Consider the following 22,757-nt stretch of genomic DNA (forward strand, 5'->3'; position numbering starts at 1 on the left):
ATTATTAATCGGAATATCTGAATATAAAATTATGAAAATGAAAAATTTAGATTTTCACTTTAACGCAATGGTGTAATGACCAAAATCTTAACATTGAAATTATAAAGTACACTTCCAAATAGTACATTCAGGTATGTGATTTCTTGCAAAACAATAATTTTTATTTATTCACGCAATAATGGTTCGTTGATTGCGTTTGTGGCTACTTAAAAAGCTGCGTATTATTGTTGGCTTATTATTAAAAATACAATTGATAAGCCTTAAATAACGGTGTTTTTCTAAACTATTGATAATAATTTTTTTTTTGTTAATTATTCTAATAGAAGCAAAATAAGTAGCAGTATTTTAGCATAATTATTACTATTTCTACCAATAGTACAGAAAATTTATTCCTGAATTTCTCTGTCAAATATACTCATTGAGTATTCTCTAAAAAAACAAGTAACCTACTAACTTTCTATTAAATGAATAAGATTTTCTCATGCTTAGATGTGAAATGGTCTCCTATTGTTTTTAATGTAATAATACTATTTACATTAACAATGAACAAAGGCCTGGCACAAAAAAAAGTTTCATTTGATAGTATTATTTACCATACGTCAGTTGATCTGGCAAGTAAAAATAGTACCAAAGCAATGCAAACTGCAGATTCCCTTTATACACATTCAATTGATCCCGTACAGAAAGTCAAATCAATTATGTTAATGGCTGATTTACAAAAAAATGTAGGGGATTTTAAAAAAGCTATTGATTATGCAATAGCAGCAGATACTATAGCTGAATCTAATAGTCTGTATGAGTGGCAGGTAAGGATATCAGGATTTTTATCTGCTCAATATCGTACAATAGGATTAAAGGAACAAAGTCTTTTGTCGTTAAAAAAAGTGCTGGTAATTATAGTTAAAATAAAAAAAACAAACACAAAAAATCAATTATATTCAATTGTTAATCAGCAGATTGCTAGGTATTCTATTGATGATGAAAATTATTTAGAGGCGATCTCTCATTTAGATAAATCAAGTCTGTATATTGATAGAATGAAGAATTCTAAAGCTAAATTTTTCAATGCTGCAACCAATAATTATATGCTCGGGCAGTCGTTTTTAGGATTGAAAAATTATAAAGTAGCCCGCAAATATTATGACGCTGCTTTACTAATTTTAAACATGAACAACACAGCACAAGAAGGGACAATTTTGAGCGGCTTTATATATAGTGATATAGGAAGAATATATTTTGAGAAAAAAGATTTACAAAACGCTGAACTCAATTATAGCAAAGCGCTTGTGGTGGCTGTGAATTCAGATTTTTTGAATTTACAAGAAGAGATCTACTATAATTTTGCCGTTTATTACGAAAATAATAACGATGTAGAAAATTATAAGCATTATAGTAAATTGTATGAAAATGTGCAATTTAAGATAATGAATGCCAATAAAGAAGGAGCCAATAATATCATTAATAGATTACAGGACAAACAAACAAAATTATTTGAGAAACAAAAAGTAATAATAATGCTTTTTATTATTGGCGTAAGTATATTATTAGTTATCATATTTGTAATAGTCAGGAGAAAAATAGCAGACATTAGAAAATTTAAAGAGATCATACATAAAATTGAAAATGTTTCTCTTACGCCCAAGAAAACAAGTTATCTGACTGATGAAGAGGATGTAGGGAAGAAAGATTTAATGTCAAAAGAAACTGAAATGTTACTATTAAAAAAATTACAAAAATTTGAAGAGAAAAATACTTTCACAAACAACCATATCAGCCTTTCGAGTTTATCGTCAAAATTTGATATAAACAGTAAATACCTTTCCTATGTTATCAACAAACACAAAGGAATGGATTTTTATAATTATATAAACACACTTAGAATCTACTACATTATAAAAAAGATGGAAAGTGACCCCATATATTTAAGTTATAAAATAAGCTATTTGGCAGAAGAATGCGGTTTCTCATCACATAGTAAATTTGCTTCGATTTTTAAGAGTACAATAGGTATGTCTCCTTCTACTTTTATGGAATATTTAGTTAAAAAAAAGGCTGTATAACGACTTAGTACTGGCTTTAATAGGTAAAAAGATCCTGTTTTTTAGATAAAACAGGATCTTTTTTTGCCCTGTTTGTTAAAGAAAAGTTAACGTGTTAATTTCGGTTTAAATTACTTATAGTCAATTGTTAATGGTTTTTATTCGCCTATCCACTTTCACGATAGTGCATACTTATGTGCTTTATTCTAAAATAGTATTAAAGTAATTTAGCAAGAGAAATAGTAATGAAATAAATAATTAGAAGTTGACAGTGCTAAAAAAAATAACTGATTTCTTTTTTTTAATTTAAAAGTAACGAGAGACAAACTTTATTCAATTATTAATGTCCTTTTTTAACACCTTTTTAGACAGTGAGTATTCAAAATTCGGGTTGTAAAATTCGCTACCAGATTCAAAAATACCGCTATAAAAACCCTTCCTCATTTTTAATAATTCAAAAATTATTAGCATACAACCCGAGACAATTAAATCATACATTTATGAAAAACTTTACTTTTTTTTTAAATAACAAAAAGAAGATCATTTATTGCATGCTTCTTTTTTTATTGCATTTATCGCTGCAGGCTCAGGAAATTTGTAATAACGGGCTTGATGATAATGGCAATGGTTATGTTGATCAGTATGATCCGCAGTGTTATACGACCCTTGCACCTACATGTTTTGTGCCCGCACCAGCCCCAAATTTTAAAATAGATTTAGCGCTTCAGGGACCTCCAAACACATTAGATGTATCGATATCGCCAACAATTGGAGATCTGGATGGAGATGGTATTCCAGAAATTATAGCCCCTTTAGGAAACAGTACTACAGGTTATATGACCTATCATGTCATTGGAGGAGCAATCGTAGATGCGGGTATTAATTTTAGAATATCCTTGTACCAGCCTGTTAGTGGTACTGTTGTACAACCTGCTATAGCTGACATTGACAGGGATGGAAAAGCAGAGGTTATTAGTGTTGATGTGAATGGATATGTTTACGTATTCGGTCATACAGGAGGTAATGCAACAACCTATAAATTTAAATCTGACTTGCCTTCTACCGTCATATATGGTTCTCCGCGGATAGCAGATATTGATGAAGATGGTGTCCCGGAAATTATTGTAGGACACAACATATTTAAATTTGATTTGATAAATAAAACCTTAAAACGATTTACTTCTCTCCCAACAAGTAGGCCGCATGGAAAAGATACAGGTTCTTGGGGGGCTGATATAGTTGTAGTTGATATCTTACCTTCAAATCCCGGGAAAGAAATTGTGGCGGGAGGTACGGTATATGGCGTTAATATGACAACCGGAGTTCTGACAGTACTAAGGAGTTTAAATGCTATTAACAGTTCAATTGCATTAAATATTGACGGCCCCACAGCTGTAGCGGATTTGAACTTAGATGGAAATTTAGATATTGTATTTTCGAATGGTGGCCGCGTGTATGTTTGGGATCCAGTCGCGAATCAAATTTTATTAAATATAGCCACAGTAGGAAGTGCTGCAAGGCAAAGTATGCCTACAATTTCGTATATGTATGATGAGGTTGCAAATGATGGCATGAGTAAAGATTTCCCTGAAATTTTGATAGGATACACGAACAAGATTGTTGCCTATAATTTACAAATTCCCGGAAATGTAGTTTGGTCACTCGCTACAACCGATAGTTCAGGCGAAACAGGAATAACATCCTTTGACTTTAATGGTGATGCTATTCAGGAACTTGTTTATAATGATGAGACGCAAGTGCGTATTATTGATGGAAACACCAGAACTCCTGTTAATCTGGCGACCTTTAGTTCCGGGACGCTAACCTGGATGGAGCATCCTGTGATAGCTGATATTGATAATGATGGTCAGGCAGAAATAATTGCTTTTACTGGTCTTCCACGTGCTGCTTCAGGCGAGGGGCGTCTAAATATTTTTAAAGCTGGCGCAGGATCTTCTTGGCAACCGGCAAGAAAAGTATGGAACCAACGCGGATATCGTGTCGTAAATATCAATGATGATTTGACCGTGACCAGGCAAGAAACCAAAATGTCGAACTTTATGCCGGTAAATTCTACAAAATATAGAATTTTAAATCAATATAATGTTCAGCTAAATCCCATAAATTTAGTATTAGAACCAGGAACAGTTGCAGCTACAGACGTGCAATTAAAAAGTGTGAAACATTATAATGTTCCTAAAGGTGAATTGACACTTGAAGTGAGTGTTTTAGGAGCATCAGATCTACCTGCAGGAAGCCCTGTAACAGTGTACAATGGTAATCCTACTACCACAGCAGCAACCATTGTAGGAACCGGTTATACAACAGAAGTGATTGCTTCGGGTACTACAAAAACTATTACAATTACAATCCCTTCTTATCAAAGCTATAAATTGTTTGCAGTTGTTAATGATAACGGTTCAGTTCAAACGCCTTTTGATTTAGGGTCAGATTTTCCATCGACTGGTTTAGTAGAATGTGATTACGAAAACAATATAGCTTCTATACCTGTTCAAGTAACGGATACTGATGGCGATGGTAAGGATGATGGAGTAGATTTAGATGCAGATAATGACGGTATTTTGGATACTGACGAATCTCATGGATATGATATTTTTGGAGATGAAGACGGAGATGGTATTTTAAATTTTCAAGATGTCAGCAAAGGTCCGGGTCCGGGTGATGGATCTAAAACAGATTATACCGATGTAAATGGAGATGGAATAGCCGATGTTTTTGATACAGATGGTGATGGGATAATTGATGCATTTGATTTGGATAGCGATAATGATGGTTGTCCTGATTCTAATGAGTATTATAACGATCCAAATGCAGACGGAGGAGACGGAGGTCAGTACGGATTAGGTCCGGATCCTGTAGCAACTAAACCTGATGGAACAGTTCTTAATCCAATGGCTACATATACCGGTACTTTAGTGCCTGTTTACACTGCTTTAAAAATTACTGTAAATGTATTAATGCCTGATCAAACAGTAAATATTGGCGATACCGCTATTTTTTCATCAGCTATTTCTGCAACCAAAGTAAGTAATTTTTATACAAATCCTAAGACTGTTGCAGATGTCACCAATGAGCTTACTTACCAATGGTATGTAAGTAAAGATGACGGAATTATATTTACTGCTTTACAGGAAGAAGTCAATTCAAAACTGGAACTAACAGATGTACAGTTAGTAAGTAATAAAAACCTTTACAAAATAATAACGACCCATCCTGATAGTAATGCAGGCTGTGTTATAACAACAGATCAGGCTTTACTAACAGTAACGCAATCACCCAAAATTGCACTTGTAAAAACAAGTAATGTTAGCAATACAGTAGCAGTAGGAGATTTGATTACCTATACATTTACGGTGACCAATACGGGTGATGTAATCCTTAGTGCAGTTGTTGTTGATGATGCAATGACGGGCAGTGCCAATCTGACTACCAGTCCTTCGAGTTTAGTTCCCGGAGCCACAGGTACTGCCACTGCTACTTATACCATTAAGCAGTCTGATATTGATAATGGAAGTGTGAGCAACTCAGCTGTTGCCACAGGAACAGCTCCTGATAACAAAAAAGTAAGTGATACTTCAGGAACCTCAGATTCAAATGATGATGCTACTGAAACGACATTGACCCAAACCCCAAAGATTGCCGTTGTAAAAACCAGCAGTGTTGGAGGTACAGGAGCGGTAGGTGATGTAATCACGTATACGTTCAGTGTTAAAAACACAGGTAATGTTACCCTTAGCGCAGTAGTTGTTGATGATGCAATGACTGGCAGCAGCAACCTGGCCACAAGCCCTTCGAGTTTAGTTCCCGGAGCCACAGGTACTGCTACGGCTACTTATACCATTAAGCAGTCTGATATTGATAATGGAAGTGTGAGCAACTCAGCTGTTGCCACAGGAACAGCTCCTGATAACAAAAAAGTAAGTGATACTTCAGGAACCTCAGATTCAAATGATGATGCTACTGAAACGACATTGACCCAAACCCCAAAGATTGCCGTTGTAAAAACCAGCAGTGTTGGAGGTACAGGAGCGGTAGGTGATGTGATCACGTATAGTTTTACTGTCACAAACACAGGTAATGTTACCCTTAGCGCAGTAGTTGTTGATGATACAATGACTGGCAGTGCCAATCTGACTACCAGTCCTTCAAGTTTAGCTCCAGGTGCTACAGGTACTGCCACTGCTACATACACCATTAAGCAGTCTGATCTTGATAAGGGAAGTGTGAGTAACTCGGCCGTTGCCACAGGAACAGCTCCTGATAACGCAACAGTAAATGATACTTCAGGAACCTCAGATTCAAATGATGATGCTACTGAAACATCACTGAGACAAACCCCAAAGATTGCGCTTGTAAAAACAAGTACTATTGGAGGTACAGGAGCGGTAGGTGATGTGATCACGTATAGTTTTACTGTCACAAACACAGGTAATGTTACCCTTAGCGCAGTAGTTGTTGATGATACAATGACTGGCAGTGCCAATCTGACTACCAGTCCTTCAAGTTTAGCTCCAGGTGCTACAGGTACTGCCACTGCTACATACACCATCAAACAATCTGATCTTGATAATGGAAGTGTGAGCAACTCAGCTGTTGCTACAGGAACAGCTCCTGATAACGCAACAGTAAATGATACTTCAGGAACCTCTGATACCAATGATGATCCAACCGAAACATCACTGAGACAAGCACCAAAAATCGCGCTTGTAAAAACCAGTAGTGTTGGAGGTACAGGAGCGGTAGATGATGTAATCACGTATAGTTTTACTGTCACAAACACAGGTAATGTTACCCTTAGCGCAGTAGTTGTTGATGATGCAATGACTGGCAGTGCCAATCTGACTACCAGTCCTTCAAGTTTAGCTCCAGGTGCTACAGGTACTGCCACTGCTACATACACCATTAAGCAGTCTGATATTGATAATGGAAGTGTTAGCAACTCAGCTGTTGCCACAGGAACAGCTCCTGATAACGCAACAGTAAATGATACTTCAGGAACCTCTGATACCAATGATGATCCAACCGAAACATCACTGAGACAAGCACCAAAAATCGCGCTTGTAAAAACCAGTAGTGTTGGAGGTACAGGAGCGGTAGGTGATGTAATCACATATACGTTCAGTGTTAAAAACACAGGTAATGTTACCCTTAGCGCAGTAGTTGTTGATGATGCAATGACGGGCAGTGCCAATCTGACTACCAGTCCTTCAAGTTTAGTTCCCGGTGCTACAGGTACTGCTACGGCTACTTATACCATTAAGCAGTCTGATATTGATAATGGAAGTGTTAGCAACTCAGCTGTTGCCACAGGAACAGCTCCTGATAACGCAACAGTAAGTGATACTTCAGGAACCTCAGATTCAAATGATGATCCAACCGAAACATCACTGAGACAAGCACCAAAAATCGCGCTTGTAAAAACAAGTACTATTGGAGGTACCGGAGCGGTAGGTGATGTGATCACGTATAGTTTTACTGTCACAAACACAGGTAATGTTACCCTTAGCGCAGTAGTTGTTGATGATACAATGACTGGCAGTGCCAATCTGATTACCAGTCCTTCAAGTTTAGCTCCAGGTGCTACAGGTACTGCCACTGCTACATACACCATCAAACAATCTGATCTTGATAATGGAAGTGTTAGCAACTCAGCTGTTGCTACAGGAACAGCTCCTGATAACGCAACAGTAAATGATACTTCAGGAACCTCTGATACCAATGATGATCCAACCGAAACAGCACTGAGACAAGCACCAAAAATCGCGCTTGTAAAAACAAGTACTATTGGAGGTACCGGAGCAGTAGGTGATGTGATCACGTATAGTTTTACTGTCACAAACACAGGTAATGTTACCCTTAGCGCAGTAGTGGTTGATGATACAATGACGGGGAGTGCCAATCTGACTACCAGTCCTTCAAGTTTAGCTCCAGGTGCTACAGGTACTGCCACTGCTACTTATACCATCAAACAATCTGATCTTGATAAGGGAAGTGTGAGTAACTCGGCCGTTGCTACAGGAACAGCTCCTGATAACGCAACAGTAAATGATACTTCAGGAACCTCAGATTCAAATGATGATCCAACCGAAACATCACTGAGACAAGCACCAAAAATCGCGCTTGTAAAAACAAGTACTATTGGAGGTACCGGAGCAGTAGGTGATGTGATCACGTATAGTTTTACTGTCACAAACACAGGTAATGTTACCCTTAGCGCAGTAGTTGTTGATGATGCAATGACTGGCAGTGCCAATCTGACTACCAGTCCTTCAAGTTTAGCTCCAGGTGCTACAGGTACTGCCACTGCTACATACACCATTAAGCAGTCTGATATTGATAATGGAAGTGTTAGCAACTCAGCTGTTGCCACAGGAACAGCTCCTGATAACGCAACAGTAAATGATACTTCAGGAACCTCTGATACCAATGATGATCCAACCGAAACAGCACTGAGACAAGCACCAAAAATCGCGCTTGTAAAAACCAGTAGTGTTGGAGGTACAGGAGCGGTAGGTGATGTAATCACATATACGTTCAGTGTTAAAAACACAGGTAATGTTACCCTTAGCGCAGTAGTTGTTGATGATGCAATGACGGGCAGTGCCAATCTGACTACCAGTCCTTCGAGTTTAGTTCCCGGTGCTACAGGTACTGCTACGGCTACTTATACCATTAAGCAGTCTGATATTGATAATGGAAGTGTTAGCAACTCAGCTGTTGCTACAGGAACAGCTCCTGATAACGCAACAGTAAATGATACTTCAGGAACCTCAGATTCAAATGATGATGCTACTGAAACGACATTGACCCAAACCCCAAAGATTGCCGTTGTAAAAACCAGCAGTGTTGGAGGTACAGGAGCGGTAGGTGATGTAATCACATATACGTTCAGTGTTAAAAACACAGGTAATGTTACCCTTAGCGCAGTAGTTGTTGATGATGCAATGACGGGCAGTGCCAATCTGACTACCAGTCCTTCGAGTTTAGTTCCCGGAGCCACAGGTACTGCCACTGCTACATACACCATTAAGCAGTCTGATATTGATAATGGAAGTGTGAGCAACTCAGCTGTTGCCACAGGAACAGCTCCTGATAACGCAACAGTAAGTGATACTTCAGGAACCTCAGATTCAAATGATGATCCAACCGAAACAAAGTTATCTCAGGAACCTGGTTTAAAATTATACAAAATGGGTACGTACCATGATACTGATAAAGATGGAACTGTAAATGTAGGAGATCGTATTGATTATATTTTCAAAGTAATAAATACAGGAAATGTTACGATCAGCAATATCAAAGTATCCGATCCTATGGTTGCAGTTTCAGGAGGGCCAATTTCCTCGCTATCCCCAGCCGTTATTGATGCAACAACTTATACAGCAAGTTATACAATGACACAAGCTGATATTGATCTTGGAGCGGTATATAATTTAGCTTTTGTAAGCGGAAAAGATACCAATGGTAATGATATTGAGAATGATTCTCAGGATGAAGCGCCATTAACTCCAAAAGATAAATTTTATGAAACAACCTGTCCTAAATGTACGGTTACTACTTTGGAACAAAAATCAAGTATTGCTTTAATCAAAACAGCCATTTTCAACGATGCAAATAATAACGGAAGTGCTGATGCAGGTGAAACCATTAGTTATAGTTTTACTGTGATAAATACTGGAAATGTAAGACTTAAAGAGGTTACAATTAAAGATCCGCTTCCTGGAATTGAAATGACTGGAGGTCCAATATCTTTATCTCCGGGAGAAACTGACAGTACTACTTTTAAAGGAGTTTATGTTCTGAAACAAAGTGATATCAATGCCAAAAACGTTTCCAATCAGGCTATTGTAACGGCAGTAAATCCTTTAGGCATTACTGTAAGGGATGCATCTGATGACAATAATATTGACGGAGATAATCCAACAGTTTTAGCTATAGAGGGTTGCATTATAAAAGTATTTAATGCAATATCTCCAAACGGTGATTCTAAGAATGAACGCTTCTATATTCAGGGCTTAGAATGTTATCCTGAGAATACTATTGAAATCTATAATCGTTGGGGAGTGTTGGTATTCGAGCGTGACCATTATAATAATGAAGAACGTGCTTTTAGAGGAATGTCAGAAGGAAGAACAACAGTTAAGAAATCTGATGGATTACCTGTAGGGACTTACTATTATATTTTGAAATATAAGGATAGTGATTCCAATGGGCATCAGGAAGCAGGATATTTATACCTTAATAGATAACATTAAAACAATTCGTAATGGCTTAGTCCTGAAAAAACTAAGTCATTCTTAAAAGAAAAATAAATGAGAAAATCAGCCATATTTTTTATGTTTTTTTCCGTAGTGGGATTTGCGCAGCAAGACTCGCAGTTCACCCAATATATGTACAATACTATCAGTATAAATCCGGCATATGCAGGATCAAGAGGAGCAATGAGCATCTTCGGACTGTACCGTACCCAGTGGGTAGGACTAGATGGAGCACCGGAAACCAGTAGTTTTTCAGTAAATACACCACTTAATAATAGTAATTTGGGAATAGGGGTTTCATTGTTAAATGATAAAATAGGCCCCACAAATGAGAACACGTTGTCTGCCGATTTATCCTACACCGTCCCTACATCTGAGACCTTTAAACTCTCTTTTGGAATCAAGGCAACAGCTAACTTGTTTAATCTGGATGTTAATAAATTACATCCCGAGGATCAGGGAGATCCACAGTTTCAGGATCTAAACAACAAAGTCACACCTAATATCGGAGCAGGGGTTTATTGGCATTCTGATAAAGCCTACATTGGATTATCAGTTCCTAATTTTATTGAAACCAATAGGTACAATGATAATGATGTGGCTATTTTTAAGGACAGAATAAATTACTATTTAATAGCCGGTTACGTATTTGATCTGGATCCTTATCTAAAATTTAAACCAGCGGTATTGACTAAAATGGTTGAAGGAGCTCCATTACAGGTAGATCTTTCGACAAACTTTATGTTCAATAACAAATTTGTCATAGGAGTAACCTATAGATGGAGTGCAGCATTGAGTGCTATGGCAGGATTTCAAATTACCGACGGGCTTTATATCGGATATGCTTACGATCATGAGACTACCAGATTAAGTCATTATAATTCAGGGTCACATGAGATATTTCTCCGATTTGAATTCTTAAATAACTACAGCCGAATAACTTCACCAAGATTCTTCTAAAACTCTCAAAAGATGAAAATTAAACACCTATTTTCCGCAGTTTTTTTAGTGTTGATGACATTAAAAGGAAATACGCAAACATCAAGTCAGGAAAAAGCAGACAAAGAGTATAACAAATACGCCTATGTTGATGCTATTGATATTTATGAAAGAGTAGCCAACAAAGGATATAAAAATGAAGATGTGTTCCAGAGATTGGCAAATTCCTATTATTTTAATGGTGAATTACCCCAGGCGGCCAAATGGTATGATGCCCTTTTTCTAATGAATAAAGAGCAGGATACAGAATATTACTATCGTTACGCCCAAAGCTTAAAAGCTATGGGGGATTATGCCAAAGCGGATAAAATTTTAGAGGCATTCAACAGAAAAATTGCCACTGATAAAAGAGGGATATTGTTTGAAAACAATAAAAACTATCTCGAGCAAATAAAGTCAAATTCCGGTCGATTTGAAATTACCGATACCGGAATTAACTCCACTCAAACGGATTATGGAAGTGCCTATTACAACAACAAACTTGTATTTACTTCAGCCAGAGATACCGGAGGAGTAGCTAAAAAAACATTCAAATGGACAAATAAATCTTTCACAAATTTATATTGGGCAGAATTAAAAGCTGATGGAACTGTGGGTAAGCCAGAGAGGTTCGAAAAAAAAATCAATTCAAAATTTAATGAATCCACACCTGTTTTTACCAGGGATGGAAAAACGATGTATTTTACAAGAAACAATTTTCTGGATGGAAAAAGAGGAAAAGACGACAAGAAAATTACATTATTAAAACTCTATAAAGCAAATTTTGTTAATGGAAAGTGGAGTAATATATCTGAATTACCATTTAACAGTGACCAATACAGTACGGCACATCCAGCATTAAGCAAGGATGAGAAGAAACTGTATTTCGCATCAGATATGCCGGGAACATTAGGACAATCAGATCTGTTTAGTGTAACGATTAGTAGTAATGGGAGTTTTGGAATCCCCGAAAATTTAGGAGCAACAATCAATACCGAAGGAAGAGAAACATTTCCTTTTATATCTGATGGTAATGAACTGTATTTTGCCAGCGACGGCAGACCAGGATTAGGTGGACTTGATGTATTTGTTTCAAAAATAGATGCGGAAGGTACATTTGGGGCAGTGCAAAATGTTGGTGCTCCTGTAAATGGAAAACAAGACGATTTTGCTTTTATTATCGATAGTAAAACAAGAAACGGATTCTTCTCCTCCAATAGAGAAGGAGGCCTAGGAAACGACGATATTTATATGTTTACCGAAACCAGAAAACTACTTTGTGAACAAGTATTAAAAGGGACTGTAGTCGATTTTGAAACTAAAAAAATACTGGAGAATGCCAAAGTAATCTTGCTCGACGGACAATTTAAAACCATAGCCGAAGTGGTAACAGGATTGGATGGAAGCTATAAATTTAATGTGGAATGCAATAAGAGTTATCATGTAAGGGGAGTAAAACAAGAATATGAGACTAGGGAAATTCCAGTTAGAATAGAAGGAAAAAGTGGAGAAACCAACTTAGAGCTGCAATTAGAAAAACGAATTAAACCAATAGAAATAGGAACAGACCTGGCTAAAACGCTTAATATTCCGATTATTTATTTTGATTTGGACAAATCGTTTATTCGAAAAGATTCAGCCTTTGAACTGGAAAAAATCCTGGTGGTCATGACCCAATTCCCAAAGATGAAAATTGATGTTCGTTCCTATACTGACAGTCGTCAGACCGCTAAATACAATCTCGCTTTATCTCAAAGAAGAGCCAAATCGACTATACACTGGTTAATTAAAAAAGGGATTGCCCCAAGTAGATTGACAGGGAAGGGTTATGGAGAGAATCATCTGGTAAACAAATGTTCTGATGGTGTCCCTTGTAGTGAGGCAGAGCATCAGTTAAACAGACGAAGTGAATTTATTATCGTTTCAATCCAATAATGAGTATAAGCTAATTTTGAGTTGTGATATTAAGTTACATTATCGAATATTGAATCAATACCGGAAAATGTAATTTAGATTGTCTGTCTTATGCGTGTGAGAAACACACACATAAGGCGAAAATGGAAAGTATATAATTTTGGAAGATTATATAAAAATGGATTTATTTGGGCAGCAGTAAATTTTTATTTACTGCTGTTTTTTTTAAAAAATTGTGTTTTAATCAATTCTTATTTTTTTCATTAAAGAGCAATTGTATTTCTAGCCAGGTTTTTGAAAACGCATTATTTTTTATAATTAATCGGTAAATAAATGAAAGTAAGTAAAGCAATGTTTTTTATAAAAATGGGAATAACTATGGCTACAGAAGAACAAGTTGAGATATCAAGAATTGAGCTCAAAAAAATAGTAAATTTTTTACCCTATCCTATCATAATTTCTGAGAAAGTCGGAGGTGAATTTTTTCATCTTTTTTTTAATAAAAATTTTAATAAAAAAATAGGTTATATTATAGATGAAGTACCAACAAGAACGGATTTATTAAAATTAATTTTCCCAGATGATTTCTTGCGTACTGAAATTACCCAGCAATGGGCTTCCCGAGAAAAGCAAATTAAAGAAACTGGTAAAGGGCACGTGAAAATTAAAGCACATCTCAGCTGCAAAACAGGAGAAAAAAAATGGTTTGAAATTAAAAGTTCCATTGTAAAAGAGTTACATATTATTGCTTTTGTTGATATTGATGTTATGTTACAGGAGAAATTAAGAAAAAACAACCTTAATAATGACAGGATGCTTACCATCTTAGGCCATGATTTACGCAGTCCTATTGCAAACCTAATTTCTATCTCATCTCTAGGTGAGCAATCGGAAATTTCGCAACAGGAGTTCATTTCAATGATGAAGATTCTAAAAGTGGAGTCTATAGAGGCTTTGCAATTATTAGATACTACGTTTAGTTGGGCCAGACTAAATTTCAACTATATTCAATATAGAAAAGTCCGGATTGATTTTGATGAGCTAATAAATAATGCGCTAAAAGTGAATAAAGCTACATATGAGAACAAAAGTATTACCATTGCTGTTGATATAGAGAAGCTTAATGCTATAGAAGACGATTTGGAAATACTAACTACTATTGTGCGAAACATCCTTTCAAATGCCATTAAGTTTACCTCTGAAAATGGTTTAATTTCGATAAAGGCCCTTGAGAATGAATTAATAATTAACGATAACGGAATAGGAATGAGTACAGAAATGCTTGACGCTGTTCTGAGTCAAAATTATCGCAGTAGAAGAGGAACTAATAATGAAAAGGGCATTGGACTTGGTTTGCGACTTGTTCTGACTCTGGCGGAAAAGATCAATTGCAGAATAATTATAGCAAGTACAGTATTAGTAGGTACATCTGTGAGAATTATTTTCGACACACCAAGGCATTAACTTAAAAAGGATTTCAATTGAACTTAATTATTTAAAAATTTTGTCCAGAAAACTAGGGTTTTGAATTCAAAAATCAGACTCAAATATGTTGCAGAATAATACTAAAGATAGTCTTTTAATCTAGTAGAATTTGTTGTTCTAAAATTTTAAAAAATGCCAGTCCAACACTAGGATCTGCGCTATATTATATTATAAAAAGAATCCGAGAAGATGTCAAAAAAAATGTTAGAATAGTTTCTTTTATTGTAACTACATTATAGAGTGAATTGAATTTATAACAATTAGTTTATACTTTATTAATGTTTACAATAACAGCAAGAATTGCCTACTTAAACTGCTGGCTTTTTTTGAGTTAAAATTGGCATCCTACCTGAGGAATTATTGATGTTTTTGAATTATTTTTAAAAGTTTATCGGTACGATATAGTGCCATACAAAAAAAAACAAAAGAAGGAAGTGCAGAACATCAAAGTATACTTTTAGTAATTACAAAGCTTGTAGAGTATTTTTTTTCAAATATATACTTTTTTTACATCTTTAAATAAAAAGTTTATGCCCACTTCTTTTGGTTCTGTCGCATTTGGGATACGTTTTATCTTTGCCTTTTTTAATTTCTTAAACTCATAAATACGAAAGGTCAATTGCTACCCGAAGTCTATTATATTGAAGGCAGTAGATTCAAATCTTGTGAAATTTTTCCTGCGTGATAAAAATACACAAGGCTATTTCTGCAATTTTTATAGCTATATAAATATTAATGTCTTGAAATTAAATCCAGGGCTAATTCTTTCTCGAGAAATATCCTTCAGCATTTAAAAAAGAAGTAGACTAATATTCCCCTGCCGAATTGAAATCCAGTCGAAAAATCGCTTTTATTTTACACACATATATAGTTATACAATTAATCCTTGTACTATCATTATACAAAATTTTGAAACACTATAATTCTGAAAGTTTCATCTTTTATTATATAATCTTTTAAATGCTCTGAGTACTATCTTTAGTCGCTTTATCATTATTAATAAAGCGCAGTAATAAATTATAAAATATTTAAAGAAGTAGTAGATGGCTTTAACCCAATGCAGTATTAAAGGTACCAACATTGAATGGATTGATCTTGTTGATCCCACTGATCATGAATTATCAGCCATAAGTGAAAAGTTTCATCTTAATTCATACGCACTACTAGATTGCCTGGATCCGGATCATCTTCCAAAATTTGAGGAACACAATAATACCCACTTCCTAATTATAAGAGTTGTCAGTGAAAATAAGGAAAAATTGCAGACCGTCCAGAGTCTGAGTTGTAAAATTGCTGTTTTTTATAACGAATCCTTTATCATTACAGTTCATCGTACAGCCCAGCCTTTAATTTCAACTATAAAAGAAACGTATGTCGATACTGGGAAAGTTAAAACAAGCACAGGCATTGTCATTCATATTGTTCGCGATGCACTGCATTCTTTTGAACAGCCCGCTATAAATCTATCGAATAAAATTGACGGTTATGAATCTAAATTATTTTTGAAAAAAAATATCCCTGCTGATATGATAGAGGCAATTTATTACCTAAAAAACAGGGCAGGATTATACAAAAAACTGCTTTTGTTGAGTAATGAAGTTGTAAATTCTATCAGGGCAGAAGGAGAAGAAGTACCGGCACTTAGAGATGTTCACGATCTGCATACTAAACTTTTGATGCTCAACGATCAGGTTCAGGAAGATGCAAAAGAGTTATTGAATATTTATTTGTCTTTATCTGCCAGGAAAACAAACGATGTTATGAAAGTGCTCACTGTGTTTTCTGTTTTTTTTATGCCACTTACATTTATAGCAGGGATCTACGGGATGAATTTCAAATTTATGCCTGAACTTAATTATTATTGGGCATATCCAATTACTTTAATTGTAATGGTTTTAGTTTCTATAATAATTTTTTTATGGTTTAAAAGAAAGAAATGGCTTTAGAATAGTATTTTATAAATTGAAAATTTACAGTTAAACAATAATAGAAACGTAATGAAAATGATGGAAAATAAAAAGAGAATTGCGATTTTAGGAGGAGGACCAAGCGGACTGTTTATGTATAAAAGATTGGTTGAATCAGGAAGCACAAATTTTGAAATAGACATCTATGAACGAAAATCTACCCTTGGCGCAGGAATGCCTTATAGTCGAGAAGGAGCAAATGACGAACATGTAACCAATGTATCAGATAACGAAACGCCCGGAATTGCCACTTCAATTTCAGAATGGATTTTGACTGTACCATTAGATTTACTGGAAAGATTTGAAATTGATCCTGATAAATTTACTGAATATAAAGTAGTGCCAAGATTACTTTTTGGATATTATCTCGCCGACCAGTTTAAACTTTTACAGCAAAAAGGAGATGAAGCTGGAATAACAACACGAATTCACTATCAAAGCAATGTGGTGGATATTAGTTACAACGAACAAGACAATGAAGTATGGGTAGAAACAATTACTGAAAAAGATAAATTTGACCATGTAGTTATTTGTACAGGACACAACTGGCCACTGCGATATGAAGGAAAGGTCAAAGGGTATTATGACGCTCCATATCCGCCATCAAAGCTTTTGCTTAAACTCAATCACCCAGTAGCTATAAAAGGGTCGTCTTTAACCGCGATAGACGCCATAAGAACTCTTGCCAGAGAAAATGGTTCATTTAAAAAAGATGAAAATGGAAATATAAGTTTTCAAAGCCATGTAGAAAGCCCCGATTTTAAAATGATCATGCATTCCAGAAGTGGAATGCTACCTGCAGTAAGATTTCATCTCGAAGATTCTCATCTTAATAATAATTCGCTGCTGACGGAAAAAGAAATTGAATTGCACAGAAGAGAGAATGATGGTTTTCTCTCACTGGATTTTGTATTTCAAAAAGATTTTAAAGAAATATTCCGCGATAAAGATCCTGATTTTTACAATAGAATTAAAGATCTCAGTATTGAGGATTTTGTTTTGGAAATGATGGAACTCCGAGAACGTCTTGAACCATTTCAGCTTTTAAAAGCAGAATATATTCAGGCTGAGAAATCGATAAAAAGGCAGGAATCAGTGTATTGGAAAGAGATGCTGGCAGTTTTGAGCTTTGCTATGAATCATCCTGCAAAATACCTTTCGGCAGAAGATATCCAACGACTTCAAAAAGTACTTATGCCATTGATATCAATTGTAATTGCATTTGTTCCGCAAAAATCCTGTATCGAGTTACTGGCGCTTCACTACGCAGGAGTTCTGGATATTATTCCCGTTGGTGCAGAAAGTACCGTAGAACCGCAAAATGGTGGTGGAATCCGGTATAACTTCTTGGATCAGCATAACAATCCACAATCCGTATTTTATGAAACTTTTATTGATTGTGTTGGTCAGCCACATCTATCTTACGCAGATTTCCCTTTTAAGAGTTTACTTTCACAAAAAGCAGTCAGTCCTGCAAAAATAAAATTCAAATCAAGTGAAAGAGGGCATCTTGCTTTTTTAGAAGGCAACGGCTCCGTAGAAAGTGACAGTACAGGAAGTTACTTTTTAAACGTATCGGGAATTGCAATAAATGATAATTTTCAAATTATTGACCAGTACGGAGCCTACAATGAAAACATATTTATTATGGCAGTTCCGTACATTGGAGGTTATAATCCGGATTATTCCGGACTGGATTTTTGCGAAGCGGTATCATTGCGTATTATAAATAGCATACAGGGAATAAATTAAAGTAAGAAATTGTACAGTAATATCTTTTTCCTACATATAGACATATTATCTTTTTTTTCAAAAAAAGCGAAAATAACTTTCTCTCGTTTAAAGTACTTCTCAGTGAAAATCTGAATTTTTAAAGATTAAAATAAAGATCCAGGAGCACAGATACCCTCAGTATTCGTTTAAACTAAGAGAATTTAATTTGAAATACCCCGTAAAATAAGAGTATATTTACTTACAAACAAATAACCGCTAGATGAAATTCCAACACATTTTACATGTTGATGATGATACTGACGATTGTGAAATGTTTCTTTTAGCGCTGCGAAAAGTGTCCGAAAAAGTGGGGTACACAGCGATCAATGATCCACTTTCGGCAGTAATACAACTCGAACAGAAGATAATCGTCCCTGACGTCATCTTACTTGATTTTAATATGCCACTGATGAATGGTATACAATTCTTGCAGCATATTAAAAAAAATATCGAACTCAGAGATATCCCAATTATAATGTTCTCTACTTCATCAGTAGATGAATTAAAAAACCGGACCAAAGATATGGGTGCCCATGATTATATTACTAAACCTATGGATTTTAATGGCCTGGTTGCCATATGTAATAAATTTTTAATTGGGTAAAATTTATGCAGACACTAGATAAGGAGAATAAAGACATGATAAATAGCAGGGACCAGATTTCTGACCACCGAAATGGAGAAATGGAACGCCTGACAAAAGCATTCGATTGGTCGAAGACCTCAATCGGATCGTCATTATATTGGCCGGCAAGCCTACATATCACAATAGATATCATGCTTTCTTCTAAATTCCCTATGTTTTTATGGTGGGGAGAAAAAAAAGTTCAGTTTTATAACGATGCTTACCGCCCAAGTCTTGGAGATCAGGGAAGACATCCGCTCGCACTTGGTCAGGAAGGGGAACCTTGCTGGGAAGAGATCTGGAAAACGATAGGCCCTTTAATTAATCAGGTATACACCGGGGGGGAAGCTACCTGGAGCGAAGACCAGCTGATTCCGATCTCCAGAAATGGAAAAATTGAGGATGTTTACTGGACATTTGGTTATAGTGCTGTGCGCGGTCTGGATAAACAAATTGAAGGAGTTTTGGTGATCTGTACCGAAACTACTAAAAAAGTACTGGCAATAAAGCAGATAGAAGAAAAGGAAGCGGAACTGCGCAATACTATACTTAAGGCACCAATTGGAATGTGCATTCTCACCGGTCCTGACCATGTTGTAGATATTGCCAATGAAAAAATGATTGAAGTGTGGGGAAAAACTGCTGAGGAAATAATGAACAAACCTATTTTCGAAGGCGTATTCGAGGCCCAGGACCAGGGGTTTGAAAAATTGCTTAAGCAGGTATATGAAACCGGCAAACCCCATGTTGCACATGAGATCCCAATTTTCCTGCCAAGGGACGGGAAACTGAAAAAAGTATATGTAAGCTTGATTTATGAGCCCTGCCGAAATGAGCATGATATTATAACTGGAGTATATGCGGTAGTTATTGACGTGACAGCTCGCGTGCTGGCGCAGGAACAAATTGAACAGATTGTAGAGGCACGAACGAAAGAGCTTAACGAGGTAAATTTAAAATTGCAAAAAACAAATGAAGAACTGGAGCAATTTGCTCATATTACATCACATGATCTGCAGGAGCCATTAAGGAAAATAAGTGTTTTTTCGCAGCTTTTGGAGCAGAAAGTTGGATTGATGGATGATGATTCGAGAACTTATCTGGGCAAGATAAATATTTGTTCTAACAGGATGGTTAATTTGATTCGCGATTTACTGGGCTACAGTGAAGTAGCAAAACAGGAAAGTTCTTATACAACTATTGACCTCAATGATGTAATTGGAGAGATCATATCTGACCTGGAGATTTTAATCCTGCAGAAAAAGGCTTTTATTGAACATGGAGTTCTGCCAACGATAGAGGCTGATCCTGTGCAGATGGCCCAATTGTTTGGAAACATTATCTCCAATTCATTAAAATACAGTAAAAGCGATGTTTTTCCAGTTATTACCATTAGCAGCAAAGAGGTAACGTTACAAGAAATTGCCTTTAACTCAAATCTTATTGAGGGAAACACGTATTACAAAATTGAAATTGCTGATAATGGAATTGGATTCAGCCAACAATACAGCCAACAGATTTTTAGTATTTTTCAAAGACTTCACAATAAGACTGAATATGCGGGAACGGGTATTGGCCTGGCACTGTGCAAAAAAATAGTACAAAAGCATAGTGGAGATATTTTTGCAGAAGGAAAAACTGGTGAAGGTGCAAAATTTACCGTTATACTCCCTTTAAAACACAACTGAAGCAAAGTGCATAAAAAAAATTGTGGCTAACAGGTACTCTTATTTTATATTCTGAAAGACACCCCCAATTCGGCAAATTTATTATTATATCCATTCATAATTCCTGTTCCTGCCATAAAATCGAATTGCAGGTTTTTATTGGATAAAAACAAAACTCCTACATCCGCGCTGTTTTGCGCATGATGCTGTGAAACGGCCGTACCAAATGTTTCTACAAATAACTTTAATTTTTGGCTCAGGGAATGGTCGGCAGAAATTGAATAGATGTATTCAGGATCAGCCGATTGCGAAAGCCAGTGAACTCCTGCATTATATCCTAAATGAGTAGTTTTTGAAAGTGTATGCTGCGCCAGCAAACGAATCTCCGGACTGTAGTATTTATCTTTAAAAACTTTGTCTGCCATCCACGGAATACTCACACGACCTAAAATACCGATATCGGGAATAGCTACGCCTTTATGATCGAGAATGTGATATTTAAAACCCACTATAACTGGCATAATACCAAAACCATGTTGTTGATTTTGATCGCTTATTTTTAAAACACTTTCAACTCTAATTTCTGTATTTTTAAAAATACCGTATCGCATCACGACTTGAGGAATTTCATAAGTCTTCTCGTTTTGCTGCCTTTCAAATGAAAATCCGTTTTCTACTTGCAGATGATGTGAAGTAACAGCATTGGGGCTTTCGGTTTCATTAGGGCGGTCAGTCTGCATTTGCTGTGCCGAAGCCATAAAGGGAAAGTAGAAAGTAAGCATAAGGAAAGTGAATGATCTATAGAATATTTTCATGTTACATTTTGTTTTTATTTTAATCTGTTTTTTTTAAGGCTTGGCAGTCCTGATTAAATGGCAAAAAACGATCATATCATAATTCTGAGGATTCCTGGTATTGTAGAAAGAAACTTTTGATTGTAATTTTCCCTCTTGTGTTTGTACATTTCTTTGCATGGCGATAAGTTTGTTTAAGTCATTTAATATTAGATCATATTTACAATTTTGTAATTTTTTAACTTACCCAAAAGTAGCTTGCCAAGAGACAGTAAAATTATATGATTATTGAACTTTATTATACAATTATAATTTCTTATGTATTGATTTTTAAAGGTTTAAATAATGAAAGAATGCTGGAAAATTGTATAAGAAATTGGCACCCAGCAATGCTACATTTGAAATTCTAATTAAAAAATATCTATTATGAAAGATTCAAATACTAAAGCGTCCGCTAAAAAAGTAACGTCTGCAAAAAGCAGTTCAGCTTCTAAAAGTACAGTTGTTAAAAAAACAGCTGATAGTAAGTCAAAATCAGGTTCTTCTAAAACAACAGTGAAAGCTAAGGCATCAGCCGCAGAAGGATTGAGAGATTTGTTTGTTGATTCATTAAAAGATATCTACTGGGCTGAGAAAGCACTTGTAAAAGCACTACCAAAAATGGCAAAAAATGCTACTTCTCAAAATTTAATTGACGCCATCAACGATCACTTAGCAGTTACTCAAGGACAGGTCGCAAGATTGGAAGAAGTTTTTGCTTCAATTGGAGAAAAGGCAGCTGCAAAAAAATGTGACGCTATGGAAGGACTTATTAAAGAAGGCGAGGGTATTATGGAAGAAACTGAACCAGGTGCAGTTCGCGATGCTGGAATAATTGCTGCTTCGCAAAAAATCGAACACTATGAAATTGCTACTTATGGAACCTTGGCCTCGTTTGCGAAAACCCTTGGTGAAGATCAGGCTGTTTCATTATTGATTCAGACTTTAAACGAAGAGAAAGAGGCGGACATAACCTTAACCGAGGCAGCATATAACACTATCAATTTCGACGCTACTGAAGGCGATAAATAAAATATTTTTCTTTATAAAAAGCCTGCAATCTCAAAATGAGGGCACTGAAAAAGCCCTTTTCAGGAATAATTGTTAATTAAAGGAGTAGAAGCTAAAAGTTTTCTACTCTTTTTTTTGTATCTTTTGGGTGTAATCATAAGGCTTTTTAGATGTTAATTCAACAGC

The 22,757-nt window shown here is 35.8% G+C and carries 11 protein-coding genes; 10 read left to right on the forward strand and 1 reads right to left on the reverse strand.

Going from position 1 to position 22,757, the window contains the following annotated elements; translation table 11 throughout:
• The first annotated feature begins 464 nt into the window (after window positions 1-464).
• The 9 genes from NJT12_RS12265 to NJT12_RS12305 all read left to right on the forward strand — a co-directional run bounded on the left by NJT12_RS12265 (window position 465) and on the right by NJT12_RS12305 (window position 20,748).
• Window positions 465-2,060 (forward strand): AraC family transcriptional regulator, encoded by a 1,596-nt coding sequence (locus NJT12_RS12265; RefSeq protein ID WP_271336206.1) that lies wholly within the window; start codon window positions 465-467, stop codon window positions 2,058-2,060.
• A gap of 479 nt (window positions 2,061-2,539) precedes the next feature.
• Window positions 2,540-10,309 (forward strand): DUF7507 domain-containing protein, encoded by a 7,770-nt coding sequence (locus tag NJT12_RS12270; protein ID WP_271336207.1) that lies wholly within the window; start codon window positions 2,540-2,542, stop codon window positions 10,307-10,309.
• A 63-nt stretch (window positions 10,310-10,372) separates the two neighbouring features.
• Window positions 10,373-11,278 carry a PorP/SprF family type IX secretion system membrane protein gene (locus NJT12_RS12275; RefSeq protein WP_271336208.1) on the forward strand — a complete coding sequence of 302 codons (906 nt, stop codon included), beginning with the start codon at window positions 10,373-10,375 and terminating at the stop codon, window positions 11,276-11,278.
• A gap of 12 nt (window positions 11,279-11,290) precedes the next feature.
• On the forward strand, window positions 11,291-13,231 hold the full coding sequence (locus NJT12_RS12280) for an OmpA family protein (RefSeq protein ID WP_271336209.1): 1,941 nt from the start codon (window positions 11,291-11,293) through the stop codon (window positions 13,229-13,231).
• 312 nt (window positions 13,232-13,543) lie between these two features.
• On the forward strand, window positions 13,544-14,674 hold the full coding sequence (locus NJT12_RS12285; RefSeq protein ID WP_271336210.1) for a sensor histidine kinase: 1,131 nt from the start codon (window positions 13,544-13,546) through the stop codon (window positions 14,672-14,674).
• 1,064 nt (window positions 14,675-15,738) lie between these two features.
• Window positions 15,739-16,641, forward strand: a complete 903-nt coding sequence (locus NJT12_RS12290) for a magnesium transporter CorA family protein (protein WP_271336211.1) — start codon at window positions 15,739-15,741, stop codon at window positions 16,639-16,641.
• Window positions 16,642-16,698: 57 nt separating this feature from the next.
• Entirely contained in the window at window positions 16,699-18,414 is a 1,716-nt protein-coding gene (locus NJT12_RS12295; protein ID WP_271336212.1) for an FAD/NAD(P)-binding protein, read from the forward strand.
• Between the two features lie 241 nt (window positions 18,415-18,655).
• A complete protein-coding gene (locus NJT12_RS12300) occupies window positions 18,656-19,039 on the forward strand; it encodes a response regulator (protein WP_271336213.1) in 384 nt (127 codons plus the stop codon).
• A 35-nt stretch (window positions 19,040-19,074) separates the two neighbouring features.
• The gene (locus NJT12_RS12305) at window positions 19,075-20,748 is read left to right on the forward strand and encodes a sensor histidine kinase (protein WP_271336214.1); all 1,674 of its coding nucleotides are present in this window, start codon (window positions 19,075-19,077) and stop codon (window positions 20,746-20,748) included.
• A 44-nt stretch (window positions 20,749-20,792) separates the two neighbouring features.
• On the opposite strand, the gene NJT12_RS12310 is transcribed toward NJT12_RS12305, so the two are convergent.
• A complete protein-coding gene (locus NJT12_RS12310; RefSeq protein WP_271336215.1) occupies window positions 20,793-21,542 on the reverse strand; it encodes a transporter in 750 nt (249 codons plus the stop codon).
• Window positions 21,543-21,947: 405 nt separating this feature from the next.
• Between NJT12_RS12310 and NJT12_RS12315 the strand changes: the two genes are divergently transcribed.
• Window positions 21,948-22,592, forward strand: a complete 645-nt coding sequence (locus NJT12_RS12315) for a YciE/YciF ferroxidase family protein (RefSeq protein WP_271336216.1) — start codon at window positions 21,948-21,950, stop codon at window positions 22,590-22,592.
• The last annotated feature ends 165 nt before the right edge of the window (window positions 22,593-22,757 follow it).

It is taken from the genome of Flavobacterium azizsancarii, assembly GCF_027980145.1.
Lineage (GTDB): Bacteria > Bacteroidota > Bacteroidia > Flavobacteriales > Flavobacteriaceae > Flavobacterium > Flavobacterium azizsancarii.